The organism is Actinotalea sp. JY-7885 (assembly GCF_014525465.1).
GTDB lineage: Bacteria > Actinomycetota > Actinomycetes > Actinomycetales > Cellulomonadaceae > Actinotalea.
In genome coordinates, this window is record NZ_JACEXH010000058.1 from 1 (window position 1) to 17,937 (window position 17,937).

Below are 17,937 nucleotides of genomic sequence, written 5' to 3' on the forward strand. Positions count from 1 at the left end.
GCTTCCTGGGCGGCCGCAGGGGCCTGCGCGGGCGCGGCCGCCTCGACGGGCGCGGGCTCCTCGGAGGGCTCCGCGACAGGCGCGTCCGGCTCCGCGGCAGGCGCGTCCGGCTCCGCGGCAGGCGCGTCCGGCTCCGCGACAGCCGCGTCGTCAGGCGCGGTGTCCTGGGCGAGCGGGGTCTCCGTGTCGGTGCCGGCGACGCCGGTCGTCTCCGTCTCGGTGACCTCGGCGGCCTCCGTGACCTCGGCGGCCTCGGTGGCCTCCGTGACCTCGGTGGTCTCCGTGGCCTCGGTGGTCTCCGCCACCACCTCGACGGGCGTCTCGGCCACCTGCTGCGTCTCGGTCTGCGACTCGACCGGAGCCTGCGGCTCGGTGGTCGTCTCCGGGGTGCCCTCGGGGCGCTCCTGCTCGGTCACTGGACCTCAACTCCTTCGATGGTGACCTCGGTCGCCGGTGTCTGACCGGTTCCCTCGGCGATGCCGGCATCGGCGACGGACTGCAGCACGTCCATGCCCTCGGTGATCCGTCCGAGCACGGTGTACCCGCCCACGCTGTCCGCGGGGATGGTCGAGTCCTCGTGCACGAGGAAGAACTGGCTCCCCATGCTGTCGGGTTCGCCCGTCCTCGCCATGGCCACCGTACCGGCCGGGTAGACATCGTCGGCGGGGGCGTTCTCCACCGGACCGAAGCGGTACGCGGGCCCGCCCGTGCCGTCACCGTTCGGGTCGCCGCACTGCAGGACGGCGATCCCGGCGCTCTCGGTGGTCGTCAGGCGGTGGCAGGTGGTGCCGTCGAAGAACCCCTCGCGCGCCAGCGTGACGAACGAGGCGACGGCCTGCGGCGCCGCGGCGCCGTCGAGCTCGAGCACCAGGTCCCCGGCCGTCGTGGTCAGCCGGCCGGTCCACGTGCGGTTCTCCGCGAGCGCCGGGTCCGGCGGGGCCGCCGCGGGATCGTCGGCCGTCGTCGGCTCCGGGGTGGTCGTCGGCTCGGCGGTGGGCGTCGGGCTCGTGCCCGTCCTGCTCGAGTCGTCCGCGCTCTGGCTGTTCCAGACGACGAGCGCGACGAGGGCGACGAGGGCCACGGCGCCCAGCACCGCACCCGTGATGATGCGCCGACGGCGACGCTGCGCCTGGAGCTCGGCCTGCCGGGCGAGCCACTTCTCGTGGCGTCGTCGGGCGTACTCCCGCTCGCGCTTGCTCGGCGCCACCACCACTCCCGTCTCTCGCGCGCGGGGGCCCGCACGAGCGGCCCGGGGACCGAGCCGCATGATCACCCGCGCGTCGTCGGGCCGCGGACAGTCTAGGCAGCAGGGGAGCGCCTCAGCCCGGCGGACGGGGCCCCGCACGTCACGGTCCGGTCTCGGTCCGTGGCTAGGCTCGAGGACGTGATCCTGCGGACCCTCGTCGCCCCCCTGCTGGGCGCCTGCTGCCACGTGCTCGTCGACGACGACCGCTGCGTGGTCGTCGACCCGGGAGCGGGCGTCGCCGACGACGTCGTCGCGCTCGTCGAGCGGGAGGGCTGGCGGCCCGCGGGCGTGCTCCTGACCCACGGTCACGTCGATCACACGTGGGACGCGGCGCAGCTGGGGGAGCGCCTCGGCGTCGCGGTGCACGTGCACGTCGAGGACGCGTACCGCCTCGAGGACCCGTTCGGGTCCCTGGGACCGCTCGGTGACCAGCTCGCAGCCTTGGCCGGCGGCGCGCCGCCGGCGCCGCGCGACGTCGTGACCTTCGCCGCCGACCCGGGCGAGCCGGTGCCGCTCGTCGTCGGCCGCGGCGACGCCGCCGTGGAGCTCCGAGCGCTGCACAGCCCCGGTCACACGCAGGGATCGACCGTCTACCTCGTGACCGGTGACGACGGGGTCCCGGCTGCCCTGACCGGCGACGTCCTCTTCGCGGGGACGATGGGTCGCACCGACCTGCCCGGAGGCGACGGCGACGCCATGGCGCGCACCCTGAGCCGGCTCGCCCGCCTCGACCCGGCGACGGTCATCCACCCCGGGCACGGCGGGACGTCGACCATCGCGGTGGAGCTGGCGACCAACCCGTACCTGCGCGCGACCTAGGATCGGGCACCATGGCCCGTCCCACACCCCTGTCCGGTTTCCCCGAGTGGCTCCCCGCGGAGCGCCTGGTCGAGCAGCACGTGCTCGACGTCCTGCGGCGCACGTTCGAGCTCCACGGGTTCGCCGGCATCGAGACCCGCGCGGTCGAGCCGCTCGACCAGCTCCTGCGCAAGGGCGAGACCTCCAAGGAGGTCTACACGCTGCACCGGCTCCAGGAGGACCCGGCCGCCGGCGGCGAGGGCGCGGGCCTGGGACTGCACTTCGACCTCACGGTGCCCTTCGCGCGGTACGTGCTCGAGAACGCCGGGAAGCTCGCCTTCCCCTTCCGCCGCTACCAGATCCAGAAGGTCTGGCGCGGCGAGCGCCCGCAGGAGGGGCGCTTCCGCGAGTTCACGCAGGCGGACATCGACGTCGTCGGCCAGGGCGAGCTGCCCTATCACCTGGAGGTGGAGCTCCCGCTGGTCATCGCGGAGGCGTTCGCCGCGCTGCGCGACGTCGGCGTGCCGCCCGTGCGGATCCTCGTCAACAACCGCCGGGTCATGGAGGGCTTCGCGCTCGGCCTGGGCCTCGCGGACGTGGAGCCGGTGCTCCGCTCGCTCGACAAGCTCGACAAGATCGGCGCCGACGCCGTCGCGACGCTCCTGCGCGACCAGGCGGGTGCCGACGACGCCCAGGCGGCCGCGATGCTCGAGCTCGCCGCGGTGCGCGGTGAGGACGAGTCGGTGGTGCAGGACGTGCGAGGGCTCGCCGAGCGCCACGGTGCCGGGGGAGAGCTGCTCGACCAAGGGCTCGCCGAGCTCGGCGCCCTCATGGCCTCGGCGGCGCGGCGCGCGCGCGGCGTGATCGTCGCCGACCTCAAGATCGCCCGCGGCCTGGACTACTACACCGGGTCCGTCTACGAGACCGTGCTGGTGGGGCACGAGGACCTGGGGTCGATCTGCTCGGGCGGTCGCTACGACGCGCTCGCGTCCGACGGCGCGAACACCTACCCGGGTGTCGGCCTGTCGGTCGGCGTCTCGCGGCTGGTCTCGCGCCTGCTCGCGGGCGGCCTCGTCCGTGCCACGCGGTCGGTGCCGAGCGCGGTGCTCGTCGCGGTCACCTCCGAGGAGACGCGTGCGGCGAGCGACGCGGTCGCGGTCGCGCTGCGGGCCCGCGGCATCCCGGTCGAGGTGGCGCCCGCGGCCGCGAAGTTCGGCAAGCAGATCCGGCACGCGGACCGGCGGGGCATCCCGTTCGTCTGGTTCCCGGCCGACCCCTCCGCCGAGCCGCAGGCCGTCGACCAGGTCAAGGACATCCGCAGCGGCGAGCAGGTCGACGCCGACGCCGCCGTGTGGGCCCCGCCCGCCGAGGACCTGCTGCCGCGCGTCGCCGCCACGGAGTGACCGCTTGACGAGGCGGTCGAACGCGTGTTCGACTGCCTCGCATGAGGTGGGACGGCCAGCGGATCGGCGCCGACGACGGCGCGCTCCCTGACCTCGCGCGCCCGGACCTGGCCCTCCAGGGCCTCGTCCGCAGCGTGCGGACGCCGGACTTCGCCGGGGTGACGTTCCACGAGGTGGCGGCCAGGAGCGCGCTCAACAAGGTGCCTGCGGCGTCGTCCATGCCCTTCCGCTGGACGATCAACCCGATGCGCGGATGCCTCCATGCGTGTGTGTACTGCTTCGCCCGGCCCACGCACGAGTACCTCGACCTCGACGCGGGGCGGGACTTCGAGACGCAGATCGTCGTCAAGACCAACGTCGTCGAGGTCCTGCGCGCGGAGCTGGCGCGGCCGTCGTGGCGCCGGGAGCACGTCGCGCTCGGGACCAACACCGACCCGTACCAGCGGGCCGAGGGCCGCTACCGGCTGATGCCGGGGATCATCGACGCGCTGGCGTCGTCCGGTACGCCGTTCTCGATCCTCACCAAGGGCACGCTCCTCAAACGGGACATCCCCCTGCTCGCCGAGGCCCAGCGCCGCGTGCCGGTCGGCATGGCGATCTCGCTCGCGGTGCTCGACTCCGGGCTCCAGCAGTCCGTGGAGCCGGGCACCCCGACGCCCCGAGCGCGCCTCGACCTGATCCGTGCGCTGCGCGACGCCGGCCTGCCGTGCGGCGTCCTCGTCGCGCCGGTCATGCCCTGGCTCACGGACTCCGTCGAGCACCTCGACGCGCTCCTCACCGAGCTCGCGGCCGCGGGCGCCACCGGCGTCACGGCGCTGCCGCTGCACCTGCGCGGGTCGGTCAAGCCGTGGTTCCTGCGCTGGCTCGCGTCCGAGCGGCCGGACCTCGTGGGTCGCTACCGCAGGCTCTACGGATCGGGCGCGTACGTCTCCGCCGAGTACAAGGACTGGCTGCACGCGCGACTGCGGCCGCTGCTGGAGCGCCACGGCTTCGCGACGTCGGACCACCGGGCCGCCGACGGTGCCGTGCGAGCAGAGGAGGGCTCGTACCCGCTCGGGAGCATGGCGGGCTGGGACGCGGACCGCGCCCCGGCCGCGCTCGACGTCGGGCCCATGCAGCCGGCGCTCTTCTGAGGCGCGGTCAGCCCTGCTCGTCCGGCAGGGGCGCTGTGTCCTCCTCCGGCTCGAAGCTGGACGGCTCGCCCAGGCCGATGGCCACGCCCTCGTCGCCCATGCCCGCCGTGTCGGCCGACGCGCCGTCCCCGTGCGCGGCGGCGACCTCGTCGGCCCCGCCCGGCTCGCTCGTCGCGTCGTGTCCCGTGCTCGTGTGCTCGCTCATCTCCCCATGGTGCGTCCGGCCCGCGAACCGCGCGCGTCCTGGGGGCGAACCGTCCGCGGGTGTCAGGACTGCGCGAGCCGCGCCGGGAAGCCGCCGGTGGCGACGGGGCCCCACCGCTCGATCGTGACCCGGATGATCGACTTGCCCTGGTCGACCATCGCCCGGCGGTACTCGTCCCAGTCCGGGTGCTCGCCCGCGATGTTGCGGTAGTACTCGACGAGCGGTTCGACGGAGTCCGGCAGGTCGAGCACCTCGGCGGTGCCGTCGACCTGGACCCACGGGTCCCAGTCGTCCGAGACCACACACAGGCTCACGGCGGGGTCCCGGCGGGCGTTGACCGCCTTCGCGCGGTCCGGGTAGGTCGAGACGACCACGCGCCCGGCGTCGTCCACGCCGCAGGTGACGGGTGACATCTGCGGGCTGCCGTCGCGCCGGCGGGTGAGCAGGACGGCGTGGTGGCGCGGGCGCAGGAACTCGAGCAGCTGCTCGCGGTCGACGCGGTCGGCGGTGGCGATGCGGCGGGCCATGGGTTCCTCCTGGTGACGTGGGGCGAGCGCCAGTCTGCCGCGTGGCCCGCCACTAGACTCGTCGGGGCCCGACGACGTCGGCCCACGCGCACCACCCGTACCGCAGAACCCGTCTGGAAGGACGACCGTGCTCCGCACCCACACCGCCGGCTCCCTGCGAGCCGAGCACATCGGTCAGACCGTCACGCTCACGGGCTGGGTCGACCGGCGGCGCGACCACGGTGGCGTGGCCTTCATCGACCTGCGCGACGCCTCGGGCATCGCCCAGGTCGTGATCCGAGACGAGGCCGTCGCGCACGGTCTGCGCAACGAGTACGTGCTCCAGGTGACCGGCGAGGTCGGCCGCCGCCCGGAGGGCAACGAGAACACGAACCTCGCGACCGGCGAGGTCGAGGTGACGGCCGCCGAGGTCGTCGTCCTGAACGAGTCGGCGCCCCTGCCGTTCCAGGTCTCCTCTGCGCTCGACGAGACGGTCGGCGAGGAGGCGCGCCTGAAGTACCGCTACCTCGACCTGCGCCGCCCGGCGCCGGCCCGCGCGCTGCGGCTGCGCGCCCAGGCCAACGCGGCGGCGCGCCGCGTCCTGGACGCCCAGGACTTCGTGGAGATCGAGACGCCCACCCTCACGCGCTCGACGCCCGAGGGTGCGCGCGACTTCGTCGTCCCCGCCCGGCTCTCGCCCGGCTCCTGGTACGCCCTGCCGCAGTCGCCGCAGCTGTTCAAGCAGCTGCTCATGGTCGCCGGCATGGAGCGCTACTACCAGATCGCCCGCTGCTACCGCGACGAGGACTTCCGCGCCGACCGCCAGCCGGAGTTCACCCAGCTCGACGTCGAGATGAGCTTCGTCGAGGAGGACGACGTCATCGCGCTGGCCGAGCAGGTGCTCGTCGCGCTGTGGGAGCTCATCGGGTACACGATCCCGACGCCGATCCCGCGCATGACCTTCGCCGACGCCATGGCGCGCTACGGCAGCGACAAGCCGGACCTGCGCTTCGGCCTCGAGCTGGTCGAGCTCACCGACTACTTCCGCGAGACGCCCTTCCGCGTGTTCCAGGCGCCGTACGTCGGCGCCGTCGTCATGCCCGGGGGCGGCTCGCAGCCCCGCCGCACGTTCGACGCGTGGCAGGAGTGGGCCAAGCAGCGCGGCGCCAAGGGCCTCGCCTACGTCACGGTGGGCGAGGACGGCGAGCTCGGCGGCCCGGTCGCCAAGAACCTGTCCGACGCCGAGCGTGCCGGTCTGGTGCAGGCCGTCGGCGCGAGCCCCGGCGACTGCGTCTTCTTCGCGGCCGGGAAGGTGTCCGAGGCGCGCGCGCTCCTCGGCGCGGCGCGCCTGGAGATCGGCCGTCGCGTCGGCCTCATCGACGACTCGCAGTGGTCGTTCGTGTGGGTCGTGGACGCGCCCCTGTTCAAGCCGACGGGCGAGGACGACGACGTCGCCGTCGGCGGTGGCTCGTGGACGGCGGTGCACCACGCCTTCACGTCCCCCACGCCGGACTGGATCGACCGGTTCGAGGAGGACCCGGGCAACGCGCTCGCCTACGCCTACGACATCGTCTGCAACGGGAACGAGATCGGTGGCGGCTCGATCCGTATCCACCGCCGGGACGTCCAGCAGCGCGTGTTCGAGGTCATGGGCATCGGCGAGCAGGAGGCGCAGGAGAAGTTCGGCTTCCTCCTCGACGCGTTCGCGTTCGGCGCGCCGCCGCACGGCGGCATCGCGTTCGGCTGGGACCGCATCCTCACGCTGCTCACCGGCTCGGAGTCCATCCGCGACGTCATCGCGTTCCCCAAGTCGGGCGGCGGCTACGACCCCCTGACGGGTGCCCCGGCACCCATCACGGCCGAGCAGCGCAAGGAGGCCGGCGTGGATGCGAAGCCCGAGGGCAAGGCGGCGGCGAACGCACCGGTGGGCGGACGTCCGTCCCCCGCCGGAGGCGGCCCGGCGGCGGAGGGCGCGCAGGGAGCGGGCGCCTGACCGGGGTCGGCGCCGACGCCTTCGGCCCCGCCTGGCGCCAGGACCGGATGCTCCTGGGCGACCGGGTGCGCTGGGCGACAGTCGAGGTCGAGACGTCACCCGACCCGCGCGACGCGGTGCTCGTCGCCGTCGTGCGCGAGCAGCGCACGACGCTCCTGGCCCGCGGCGACGCGCACGCGGCCCGCGAGCTGGTGCGCGACCGGGTCGCGCGGCGGTCCGCCGCCGGCGCGGACACGGCTGTCGGCTGGATGAGCCTGCCGCGCGGCGACGACGTCGACCCCGCGGTGCTGGACCGCCTGGGTCTCGCCCCGTTCTCGACCTGGGACTGGCTGGCGACCGAGGCGGAGCCGCCCCGCACGGACGCTGAGGACGTCGTCGCGCGCCTGGACCCGCGCGCCGACGACGCGGCGATCCGCGCGTGCCTCGCCGCAGCGAACCCCGGCACGACCGCCGACCCGCTCGGGCACGAGGAGGCCGCCTGGTACGGCGTGCGCGACGGCCACCGGCTGGTCGGCGTCGTCGGCGCGGCGCTGCGCGGCGGCCGGAACGACGACGACCACTCCTGGCACCTGCACGGGCTCGGGGTGCGGCCCGAGGCGCGGTCCCGGGGCCTGGGCGCCGCCCTCACGGCCGCGGTGACGCGCGCGGGCCTGCGCGAGGGCGCCACCTGGGTGTCCCTGGGCATGTTCGCCGACAACGACGTGGCCCGGCGCCTGTACGAGCGCCTGGGCTTCGTCACCGAGGCGGAGTTCGCGTCCTTCGGCCCGCTCGGTGCGCGCCGCCCACCGACCTGAGGCTCACCAGCGGCGCGGCGGCTCGATCTCGCCGCTGAACCCGCGGTGACGGGGGCGTCCGGCGTCCGTGGGACCGGACGCGTCGCTCGTGCCGGGCCGGGGGCCGCCCGAGCCGCGTGCGGTGGCGACCCGCCTCCACGCCCACACGGCGGCTGCCGCCAGGCCCGCGGTGACGAGCCCCGTCGACCACCACCGCATGGCGTCCAGGGGTTCCCCGCCGCGGAGGGCAGCGACGAGCATGGTGGTCGCGTGGAGCCCGGCCCAGAGCGTCAGGACGCCGGCCAGCAGCAGGCGGGCGCCGAAACGGGGTGGCGTCTCGGGCGTGGGCACGGGACTCCTCAGTGGGCGAGGTCGACGCGCTGCTGGAGGCGCCGCAGGGGACCGGGGGCCCACCAGTTGTACTTCCCGAGCAGCGTCATGGTGGCCGGGACGAGCAGCATCCGGACCAGGGTCGCGTCGATGAGCACGGCGACGGCGAGCGAGAAGCCCACCTCCTTGATCACCAGCAGCTCGCCGACCACGAAGCCGGCGAACACCACGATGATGATCAGCGCGGCGGACGTGATGATCCGGCCGGACCGCTGCAGCCCGAGGCGCACGGCGTCGTCGTTGGTGGCACCGCCGTCCCACAGCTCCTTGATCCGCGAGAGCAGGAACACCTCGTAGTCCATCGCGAGGCCGAAGCCGAACGCGATGACGAGCGCCACGACGTACGTCTCGATCCCGCCCGTCGGCGTGAACCGCAGCAGGTCGGCGAGGTGGCCGTCCTGGAACACCCACACGAGCACGCCGAGCGAGGCGAGCAGCGAGAGCGCATTGGTCAGCAGCGCCTTGAGCGGGATGACCAGCGACCCGGTCATGAGGAACAGCAGCACGAAGGTGGCCAGCACCACGATGCCGGCGGCCCACGGTGCGCGGTCGGCGAGGGCGCCGGTGAAGTCGATCTGGTTGGCCGCCTGCCCGGTGACCCAGACGGGGAAGGGCGCGTCGACGGCCCGCACCTCGTCGACGACGGCGCGGGCGACCGCTCCGCCGGCGTCGTCGGTGTCCGGGCGGACGCCCACGACCACGTAGGCGCCGGTCGGCGCCGGCGGGTCCACGGAGGCGACCTCGTCCAGCTCCGCGAGGCCCTCGGCCCACGCGGCGACCTCCTCGAGCGGGCCCTGGGCGACCACCACGACCGCGGGCGTCGCCGAGGCGGGGTAGTTCTCGCCGATCGTCTGGACGTACGCGCGCTGGTCGGAGTTGCGGGGGAGGAGCTCCACCGTGGAGTTGCGGAGCTCCATGTGCGCGGCCGGCGACGCGAGCAGCCCCAGGACCGCGATGCTCCCGACCAGCACGAGCCAGGGCCGGCGCTGCACCCACGCGGCGAGGCGTGAGAAGACGCCCTCCTCCGAGACGACGTCGCCCGTGCGCTCTAGGACGCGGCGCAGGCCGGGGACGCGGCTGATCAGGCCCGGGCGCACGAGCCGGCGCCCCGCGAGCACCAGCAGGGCGGGCACGAGGGTGAGGGCCGTCGAGACGGCCACGAGGATCACGGCGACGCCCGCCGAGCCGAAGGCGCGCAGGATCGCCGGCTCGAAGACGACCAGGCCGAGGATCGAGATCGCCACGGTGAGCGCCGAGAACGCCACGGTGCGCCCCGCCGTCTGCATGGTGCGGCGCAGGGCGGCCTCGACCGCGGGGTCGCCCCGCCCGCGGCGCCGGCGCCCGGTGGTGGGCTCGTCGAGGGCGGACAGCTCCTCGCGGAAGCGGGACACGATCAGCAGGCCGTAGTCGATGGAGAGCCCGAGGCCGAGCAGGGTCACGACGTTGACGACCGAGGAGTCCATGTCGAGCCAGTGCGACAGCCCGTAGACCGCGCCGAGGCCGCCGGCGATCGAGGCGATCGCGCCCGCCATGGGCATCGCGGCGGACAGGAAGCCGCCGAACACGAGCACCATGACCAGCAGCGCGATGGGCAGCGCCACGGCCTCGCCCGTCGCGAGGTCCTTCTCGACCTGCCCCGTGATCTCCTCGAAGATCAGGGACGTGCCGCCCACCTGCCCGGTGACGTCCGGGTCGACGTCGGCCAGGGCGCCGACGAGGCCCTCGAGCCGGTCCTGCACCTCGGCGAGCGCCGTGTCCTGGCGGGTCTCGCTCAGGTCGGGCTCGAGCTCGACGACGACGAGGAAGCCCTCGCCGTCGGCCGCGAGCAGCGGGGCGACGGCCGGGCTCTGCGGGCCCTCCGGGAGCATGTAGGGGTCGATCACGGCCCCGACCCCGTCGATCGCCAGCAGCTCCTCGCGTGCCGCGGCGAGCGGCTCGGCGACGTCGGGCGCGAGCGGGTCGATGCGTTCGACGGCGAGCGTCAGGCTCGGCCCCGTGGTGGCGGCGTCGGCGAGGATGTCGTCCGCCTGCGCGCTCTCGGAGCCCGGCACCTGCGGGGCGCCCGTCGACAGGCGCTCGAAGAGGTTCTGCCCGCCGACCCCGACGAGCGCGAGGGCGAAGCAGAGCACGGCGAGGACCGCCCAGACGACGATCGTGCGACGTGGGTGACGCGCGATGACGCGGCCGAGGGTGTCGAACACACGGCCAGCATCCCAGGCTCGCGCACCACCACGCACCGCGAGCCGCCGTGAGGTGCGTCCCGGCCCTGGCTGCGGCACGCCGGCACCGGTCGCGTGCGTAGGCTCCGGGCACGGACCTGTTCGACGCCACCACCTCCACGGGGCAGGGGCTCCCGGGCGTCAGCAGCAGCACACCGCTCGCCGTGCGGATGCGGCCGCGCGTGCTCGCCGAGGTGGCCGGCCAGCAGCACCTCCTCGCGCCCGGCTCCCCGCTGCGGCGCCTCGTCGAGCCCGCGGACGACGCCTCGCGCCGTGCCGCGCCGTCGTCGGTCGTGCTCTGGGGGCCGCCCGGGACGGGCAAGACGACGCTCGCCTACCTCGTCGCGGCGACGTCGGGCCGCCGGTTCGTCGAGCTCTCGGGCGTGACGTCCGGCGTCAAGGACGTGCGGGCAGTCGTCGAAGACGCCCGGCGGCGCCTCGCGACGGGCGGCGCCGAGACCGTCCTGTTCATCGACGAGGTGCACCGCTTCTCCACGACGCAGCAGGACGCGCTCCTGCCCAGCGTCGAGAACCGCTGGGTCACGCTGGTGGCGGCGACCACGGAGAACCCGAGCTTCTCGGTGAACTCGCCCCTGCTGTCGCGCTCGCTCCTGCTGACCCTGCGTCCCCTCACGACCGACGACGTCCGCACGCTGGTCCGGCGTGCGGTGGCGGACGAGCGCGGGCTCGGGGGGAGCGTGGAGCTGGCCGAGGACGCCGAGGAGCACCTCCTGCGGCTCGCGGGCGGCGACGCGCGCAAGGCGCTGACCATCCTCGAGGCGGCGGCCGGTGCGGCCCTCGAGGCGCACCGGGGCGGTGACGTCGCCGTCGTCGACCTCGCGACCGTCGAGAGCGCCATCGACGTCGCGGCGGTCCGCTACGACCGCGCCGGGGACCAGCACTACGACGTCATCAGCGCGTTCATCAAGTCGATGCGCGGCTCCGACGTCGACGCGGCACTGCACTACCTGGCGCGCATGGTCGTGGCGGGGGAGGACCCGCGGTTCATCGCGCGACGCATCGTCATCGCGGCGGCCGAGGAGGTCGGCATGGCGGACCCGTCGGCGCTGCAGACCGCCGTGGCCGCGGCGCAGGCCGTCGCGCTCATCGGCATGCCGGAGGCGCGGATCATCCTGGCGGAGGCCGTCGTGCACGTGGCGACGGCACCGAAGTCCAACGCGTCGTACAAGGCGATCGACGCCGCGATCGCCGACGTCCGGGCCGGCAAGGTCGGGACGGTGCCGCCCCACCTGCGCGACGCGCACTACGCCGGGGCGCAGAAGATCGGCCACGGTCAGGGCTACCGGTACGCCCACGACCAGCCGCACGCCGTGGCGGCCCAGCAGTACGCGCCCGACGAGCTCGACGGCGCCCGCTACTACGAGCCCACGGACCGGGGCTACGAGCGCGACGTCACGGCCCGCCTGGCCCGCATCCGCCAGATCCTCCACGACCGCTGACGCCCGCCCGTCCGGCCGCCCAGCCGGTTTTGGCACCGATCCGGGCGCCGACGCACCCGATTCGGTGCCAAAACGCATCCGCGGCGCGTCGGGCCGGCGGGTCCGGGACGCCGATCCGCGCCGCCGCCACCTCCGGCCACCTCCCGCCGGCCCCGCTGTGCGCGCCGCGTCGCCCACCCCCCGCAGGGCAGTTGTGGCACCGATCCAGCGCCGGCGCAGCCGGATCGGCGCCACAAGGCCGACGCGGCGGATGGGGGTGGGCGGGGCGGCTGGCCGGGTCCGCGGGGCGGCTGAGGCTGGGGCCGCCGGGCGGTGGCCCGGCGATTCAGCCGGTGCGGCGGGGTGGGTCAGCCGGTGCGGCGGGGTGGGTCAGCCGGTGCGGCGGGGTGGGTCAGCCGGGGCGGCGGGTGGCGAGGAGGGCGGCGATCTGGGCGACGACGTGCTGCGGCCGGTCGACGACGTCGTGCCAGGTGAAGCGCAGGACGGACCAACCGGCCGCGATGAGGCGGTTCTGCTTGTCGCGGTCCGCCTGGAACTCGGTGACGGCGTGATAGCGGAACCCGTCGACCTCGATGACGAGGCGCTCGGCGACGAAGGCGACGTCGGCGCGGCCGATGATCCCTGACGCGTCACGGATCGGGTGGTCCGCGCGCCAGCCCGTGAGTCCGTGACGGTCCAGGAGGCGGTGGAGCCGACGCTCCGCCGCGCTGAGCGCGCCCGCCCGGACGTCCTCGAGCGCCTGGCGGCGCTGCGTGTTGCCCCAGCGCCAGGGCCCGTCCCGCAGCGCCCGCTCGAGGACGCCGGCCGAGAGCAGCTGTCGCGTCGCCGCCCATGAGACGAGCCGCTCCGCGTCCGCCTGCGGCAGGCGCCCGACGCAGTCGAGCAGCGTGCGCGTCCGACCGGTGACAAGGGCCCCGTCCACCGACTCCACGTCGCCGCGACCGAGGGGGTAGCGGTGCGTCGCGATGCTGTGCCGGGAGGCGCGGCGACGTGGGACGAGGGCGTGGTCGACGACGTCGTCGGGTACCGGCAGGCCGTGGAAGCGGGCAGCGGTGCCCAGGCACGCGACCGCGTCGGGCCAGGTCAGGCCGATCGAGACCATCCGGCGCTCGGGCGTCGGTGCGGTGCCGCTCGCGGCGAACGCGTCGCCGCGGACGCGCACCCACTCGCCGGACGTGATCCGGCGCCGGACCTGGTCGGGCGTGGCCCCGGCCGCCCACGCCTGTCGCACCGTGAAGAGCCCGAGCTGGCGACGGGCGTCCGGAGGTGCCCAGCCCGGCGCGAGTCGTCCCATCGCCACACCGTGCCGCCCTGGACGCGACGACGGCGCGCGGGCCCCCGCCCGCTGTGGACAGCAACCCCTGTGGATGCGACCACCCGATCCGCCCCCCGCCGTCGCGGCCGCCGCCCCACCGCCGCCCCACCGCCCACCGCCGGTTATGGCACCGATCGGGGCGCCCGCGCACCGACATCGGTGCCAAAACCTGCGAAGGGTGGGTGGCGGGGGGCGTGGCGTGGTCGGGTCGGGCGTGGTCGGGTCGGGTGTGGTCGGGCGGCGTGGGCCGGCGTGGGGCGGCGAGGGTGGGCGGGGGACGGGGGTGCGGTAGTCTTGTCCGGTTGCCCGTCGCGGGCAGCCACCCTGGGGACCTCAGCCGCATCACGAAGGTTGGTCCCACACCCGCCGGAGACCGTCCGCTGCGGGATGTGCCACGACAACGACAGGAAGTACCACGTGTCCTCTGTGACCCGCGCGCGCCGCCAGGTGCGCCTCTCCCGGGCCCTCGGCCTGGCCCTGACCCCCAAGGCCGTCAAGCACTTCGAGAAGCGGCCCTACCCGCCCGGCGAGCACGGCCGCGCCCGTCGCCGCACCGAGTCGGACTACGCGGTGCGTCTGCGCGAGAAGCAGCGTCTGCGCGCCCAGTACGGCCTGCGCGAGAAGCAGATGGCCCGTGCGTTCGAGGACGCCCGCAAGACCCCCGGCCTGACCGGTGAGGCGCTGGTCGAGAACCTCGAGACCCGCCTCGACGCCCTGGTGCTCCGCTCCGGCTTCGCGCGGACGATCCTCCAGGCCCGCCAGGTCGTCGTGCACCGTCACGTGCTCGTCGACGGCAAGATCGTCGACCGCCCCTCCTTCCAGGTGAAGCCGGGCCAGACGCTCCAGATCAAGCCGCGCAGCCAGACGAGCGACCAGTTCCGCGTCGCCGCCGCCGGTGCCCACCGCGACGTCCTGCCGGCCGTCCCGGGCTACCTGGACGTCCAGCTCGAGAAGCTCTCGAGCCAGCTGACGCGCCGCCCCAAGCGCGCCGAGGTCCCCGTGACCTGCGAGGTCCAGCTGGTCGTCGAGTACTACTCGCGCTGACCGCACGCCGCACGAACGACGCCCCGTACCCCGGCAGCCGCCGGGTGCGGGGCGTCGTCGTTCGGCGGCCCGAAGGCCGGTAGTGTCGTCCCGGTCCCACGCCCCCCTCAGGAAGGACGCCCGCAATGTCTCTCGGTGACGTCGCCGGACTCATCGCCGCGATCGCCTTCGTCGGGCTCGTGGGCGTTCTCGCGGTGCCGCTCGTCAAGCTCGGCCGCACGTTCGACGCCGCCACGCAGTCGGTCAAGGACCTCACCGACCACACGGTGCCCGTCCTCGACGAGACGGCGACGACCGTCGCCTCCGCCAACGCGCAGCTCGGCAAGGTCGACACGATGACGACGTCGGCGGCCGAGATCAGCCAGAACGTCTCGGCCCTCACGGCGCTCGTCTCCGCCACCGTCGGCGGGCCGCTCATCAAGGTCGCGGCCTTCTCCTACGGCGTGCGCCAGGCGCTGTCGGACCTCACGGCCCGGTTCAAGTGATGCGCCGCCTCTTCTGGATCGGGGTGGGCGCTGCGGGCGCCGTCGTGCTCGTCGACCGGGCTCGCCGCGCCGCGCGGCGCTACACCCCGGCCGGCGTCGCCGAGCAGGTCGAGGAGGCCGGTCAGCGCGCCGGCTCCGCCGTCCAGGGTGCGCTGGCGACCTTCCGCTCCGCGTTCGAGACGCGTGAGCGTGACCTCGTCGCCACGCTCCTCGTCCAGCCCGAGGGGGGCGACGCAGGCGCCGTCCTCAAGCGACGCGACCGCCAGGGCGAGGGCTACCTCGCCGGCCCGCGCGACGTGCCGGCGGACCGCCCCCGGGGCCGCGTCGACGACGACGATCCCCTGTACGACTTCTAACCTGAGACGGGCGGCGCGGTCCCGCGCCGCCCACCGCCGGAGCCGACGACGTCGGCCGAACCACCCGGCCGGGCGCGTCCCGGCCACAGACGTGAGGACACCATGCGGACCGCCGAGATCCGACGCCGTTGGCTCGACTACTTCGAGCAGCGCGACCACGCCGTCGTGCCGAGCTCGTCGCTGATCTCGCCGGACCCGTCGACCCTGTTCGTCATCGCCGGCATGGTGCCGTTCATCCCGTACATGCTCGGGCAGCAGACCCCGCCGTGGCAGCGCGCGACGAGCGTGCAGAAGTGCGTGCGCACCCTCGACATCGAGGAGGTCGGCAAGACCACGCGCCACGGCACGTTCTTCCAGATGAACGGCAACTTCTCCTTCGGGGACTACTTCAAGGAGGGGGCGATCTCCTACGCGTGGGAGCTCGTCACCGGTTCGCAGTCCGACGGCTTCCTCGGCTTCGACCCCGACAAGATCTGGGTCACCGTCTACGAGGACGACGACGAGGCGGCCCAGCTCTGGCGCCGGATCGCCGGGCTGCCCGACGAGCGCATCCAGCGCCGCGGCAAGAAGGACAACTACTGGCACACGGGCCAGCCCGGCCCGGCCGGTCCGTGCTCCGAGATCTACGTCGACCGGGGCCCGCAGTACGGCGCCGACGGCGGTCCCGTGGTCGACGAGGACCGGTTCCTGGAGATCTGGAACCTCGTCTTCATGCAGTACGCGATCGACGGCGTCCGTGCCAAGGACGACTTCGACATCGTGGGCGACCTGACGCAGAAGAACATCGACACCGGCATGGGCCTCGAGCGCGTCGCCTACCTGCTCCAGGGCGTCGACAACCTCTACGAGATCGACGAGGTGCGCCCGGTCATCGACGCGGCGTCGGAGATCTCGGGTCGCCGCTACGGCGCCGAGCGGGACGACGACGTGCGCATGCGCGTCGTGGCCGACCACGTGCGCTCCGCGCTCATGCTCATCGGTGACGGCATCACGCCCTCGAACGAGGGCCGCGGCTACGTGCTGCGGCGCCTGCTTCGCCGCTCGGTGCGCGCGATGCGGCTGCTGGGCGTCGACGAGCCGTCGATGCCGGCGCTGCTGCCGACGTCGATGAACGCGATGAAGCTCTCCTACCCGGAGCTCGAGACGGACTTCGCCCGCATCTCCCGCATCGCGTACGCGGAGGAGGAGGCGTTCCGCCGCACCCTCGTCTCCGGCACGACGATCCTCGACACGGCCGTCGCGCAGGTGAAGAAGCAGGGCGGCACGCGCCTGGCCGGCGAGCAGGCGTTCGCGCTGCACGACACCTACGGGTTCCCGATCGACCTGACGCTCGAGATGGCGCAGGAGCAGGGGCTGACGGTCGACGAGCAGGGCTTCCGCGACCTCATGAAGGCCCAGCGGGACCGGGCGCGCGCCGACGCGAAGTCCAAGAAGGGCAGCGCGGCGACGACGACGGGCTACCGCGAGCTGCGCGAGGCGGGCGCCACCGAGTTCACCGGCTACACCGAGCTCACGACGCCCTCGACCGTGCGCGGCCTGCTGCGCGACGGCGCCGTCGTGCCGCGCGCGCAGGAGGGCGAGACGGTCGACGTCGTGCTCGAGCGCACGCCGTTCTACGCCGAGTCCGGCGGCCAGGAGTCCGACGCGGGCGTCATCACGGCGGACGGCGCGCGCCTCGAGGTGCTCGACGTGCAGCGCCCGATCAAGGGCCTCGTGGTGCACACGGTGCGTGTCGCCGAGGGCGAGGTCGGTCCGGGCACCGAGGTGCTCGCGCAGGTCGACCCCGAGTGGCGGCTGGGTGCGCGCCAGGCGCACTCCGGGACGCACGTCGTGCACGCCGCGCTGCGCGAGGTGCTCGGACCGGACGCGCTGCAGTCGGGCTCCTACAACAAGCCCGGCTACCTGCGCCTGGACTTCTCCTGGAACCAGGCGCTGTCGCCGTCGGCCCGCAGCGAGGTCGAGGAGGTCGCCAACCGCGCGATCCGCAAGGACCTCGGCGTGTCCTGGCAGTACATGACGCTGCCGGAGGCGAGGGCGTGGGGCGCGATCGCGCTCTTCGGCGAGACCTACGACGAGCAGGTGCGGGTCGTGGAGATCGGCGGCCCGTGGTCGCGCGAGCTCTGCGGCGGCACGCACGTCGACCACTCGAGCCAGATCGGCCTCATCGCGCTGACGAGCGAGTCGTCCGTCGGCTCGGGTGCGCGCCGCGTCGAGGCGCTCGTCGGCATCGAGGCGTTCCACCACCTGGCACAGGAGCGGGCGCTCGTGGCGGCCCTGACGGACACCCTGAAGGTGCGCCCCGAGGACCTGCCCGAGCGCGTCGCGGGCGTCGTGGCACGGCTGCGCGAGGCGGAGAAGGAGCTCGCCGCGCTGCGCCAGGGGCGCCTGCTCGCCGCGGCGGCGGGCCTCGCGGAGGGCGCCCGGACCGTGGGCGGGACGCGGGTGGCCGCGTACGACGCGGGCGACGTCGGCTCCGCCGACGACCTGCGGACCCTCGCGCTCGACGTGCGCGGACGGCTGGGGGAGGACCCGGCTGTCGTCGCCGTCGGTGGCGTCGCGAAGGGCCGCCCGGTCGTGCTCGTGGCGACCAACGCGGCGGCCCGCGCGGCCG

The 17,937-nt window shown here is 74.5% G+C and carries 17 protein-coding genes; 10 read left to right on the forward strand and 7 right to left on the reverse strand.

Features of this window, described 5'->3' with window-relative positions; all coding sequences use genetic code 11:
* Positions 1–416, reverse strand: a 416-nt coding sequence (locus tag IDM29_RS07325; protein ID WP_223148075.1) for a hypothetical protein, incomplete at its 3' end; no start/stop codon positions are given.
* Entirely contained in the window at positions 413–1,207 is a 795-nt protein-coding gene (locus IDM29_RS07330; RefSeq protein WP_255491518.1) for a peptidylprolyl isomerase, read from the reverse strand. The genes IDM29_RS07330 and IDM29_RS07325, both read right to left, overlap by 4 nt.
* Positions 1,208–1,384: 177 nt before the next feature.
* Here IDM29_RS07330 and IDM29_RS07335 point away from each other — a divergent pair, with 177 nt between their 5' ends.
* Genes IDM29_RS07335 through IDM29_RS07345 form a run of 3 tightly spaced genes read left to right on the forward strand, consistent with a single transcriptional unit; the run spans position 1,385 to position 4,580 of the window.
* Positions 1,385–2,065 carry an MBL fold metallo-hydrolase gene (locus IDM29_RS07335; RefSeq protein WP_182111210.1) on the forward strand — a complete coding sequence of 227 codons (681 nt, stop codon included), beginning with the start codon at positions 1,385–1,387 and terminating at the stop codon, positions 2,063–2,065.
* A gap of 11 nt (positions 2,066–2,076) precedes the next feature.
* Positions 2,077–3,447, forward strand: coding sequence for a histidine--tRNA ligase (gene hisS, locus IDM29_RS07340; protein WP_182111209.1), 1,371 nt, complete (start codon positions 2,077–2,079; stop codon positions 3,445–3,447).
* Positions 3,448–3,488: 41 nt separating this feature from the next.
* Positions 3,489–4,580 (forward strand): Rv2578c family radical SAM protein, encoded by a 1,092-nt coding sequence (locus IDM29_RS07345; protein WP_182111208.1) that lies wholly within the window; start codon positions 3,489–3,491, stop codon positions 4,578–4,580.
* Between the two features lie 7 nt (positions 4,581–4,587).
* On the opposite strand, the gene IDM29_RS07350 is transcribed toward IDM29_RS07345, so the two are convergent.
* The gene (locus tag IDM29_RS07350) at positions 4,588–4,785 is read right to left on the reverse strand and encodes a hypothetical protein (protein ID WP_182111207.1); all 198 of its coding nucleotides are present in this window, start codon (positions 4,783–4,785) and stop codon (positions 4,588–4,590) included.
* Between the two features lie 62 nt (positions 4,786–4,847).
* Complete coding sequence (locus tag IDM29_RS07355; RefSeq protein ID WP_182111206.1) at positions 4,848–5,312, reverse strand: PPOX class F420-dependent oxidoreductase; 465 nt, start codon at positions 5,310–5,312, stop codon at positions 4,848–4,850.
* 127 nt (positions 5,313–5,439) lie between these two features.
* Here IDM29_RS07355 and aspS point away from each other — a divergent pair, with 127 nt between their 5' ends.
* Both aspS and IDM29_RS07365 read left to right on the forward strand, forming a co-directional pair.
* Positions 5,440–7,284, forward strand: coding sequence for an aspartate--tRNA ligase (aspS, locus tag IDM29_RS07360; protein ID WP_182111205.1), 1,845 nt, complete (start codon positions 5,440–5,442; stop codon positions 7,282–7,284).
* A 47-nt stretch (positions 7,285–7,331) separates the two neighbouring features.
* A complete protein-coding gene (locus IDM29_RS07365; protein ID WP_182111204.1) occupies positions 7,332–8,078 on the forward strand; it encodes an N-acetyltransferase in 747 nt (248 codons plus the stop codon).
* Positions 8,079–8,081: 3 nt separating this feature from the next.
* Here IDM29_RS07365 and IDM29_RS07370 read toward each other — a convergent pair whose 3' ends face one another.
* Positions 8,082–8,408 carry a hypothetical protein gene (locus IDM29_RS07370; protein WP_182111203.1) on the reverse strand — a complete coding sequence of 109 codons (327 nt, stop codon included), beginning with the start codon at positions 8,406–8,408 and terminating at the stop codon, positions 8,082–8,084.
* A gap of 8 nt (positions 8,409–8,416) precedes the next feature.
* Entirely contained in the window at positions 8,417–10,648 is a 2,232-nt protein-coding gene (locus IDM29_RS07375) for an MMPL family transporter (RefSeq protein ID WP_182111202.1), read from the reverse strand.
* 188 nt (positions 10,649–10,836) lie between these two features.
* On the opposite strand from IDM29_RS07375, the gene IDM29_RS07380 reads away from it, so the two are divergent.
* Complete coding sequence (locus IDM29_RS07380) at positions 10,837–12,126, forward strand: replication-associated recombination protein A (RefSeq protein ID WP_375372397.1); 1,290 nt, start codon at positions 10,837–10,839, stop codon at positions 12,124–12,126.
* Between the two features lie 391 nt (positions 12,127–12,517).
* On the opposite strand, the gene IDM29_RS07385 is transcribed toward IDM29_RS07380, so the two are convergent.
* Entirely contained in the window at positions 12,518–13,420 is a 903-nt protein-coding gene (locus IDM29_RS07385; protein ID WP_182111200.1) for a type IV toxin-antitoxin system AbiEi family antitoxin domain-containing protein, read from the reverse strand.
* Between the two features lie 438 nt (positions 13,421–13,858).
* Between IDM29_RS07385 and rpsD the strand changes: the two genes are divergently transcribed.
* The 4 genes from rpsD to alaS form a co-directional block, all read left to right on the forward strand.
* Positions 13,859–14,485, forward strand: coding sequence for a 30S ribosomal protein S4 (gene rpsD, locus IDM29_RS07390; RefSeq protein ID WP_182111199.1), 627 nt, complete (start codon positions 13,859–13,861; stop codon positions 14,483–14,485).
* Positions 14,486–14,610: 125 nt separating this feature from the next.
* Positions 14,611–14,970 carry a DUF948 domain-containing protein gene (locus IDM29_RS07395; RefSeq protein ID WP_182111198.1) on the forward strand — a complete coding sequence of 120 codons (360 nt, stop codon included), beginning with the start codon at positions 14,611–14,613 and terminating at the stop codon, positions 14,968–14,970.
* Complete coding sequence (locus tag IDM29_RS07400) at positions 14,970–15,326, forward strand: hypothetical protein (RefSeq protein ID WP_182111197.1); 357 nt, start codon at positions 14,970–14,972, stop codon at positions 15,324–15,326. Before IDM29_RS07395 ends, IDM29_RS07400 begins: the two co-directional genes overlap by 1 nt.
* Before the next feature lie 102 nt (positions 15,327–15,428).
* On the forward strand, positions 15,429–17,937 hold a 2,509-nt coding region (gene alaS / locus IDM29_RS07405; protein ID WP_188037365.1), incomplete at its 3' end, for an alanine--tRNA ligase.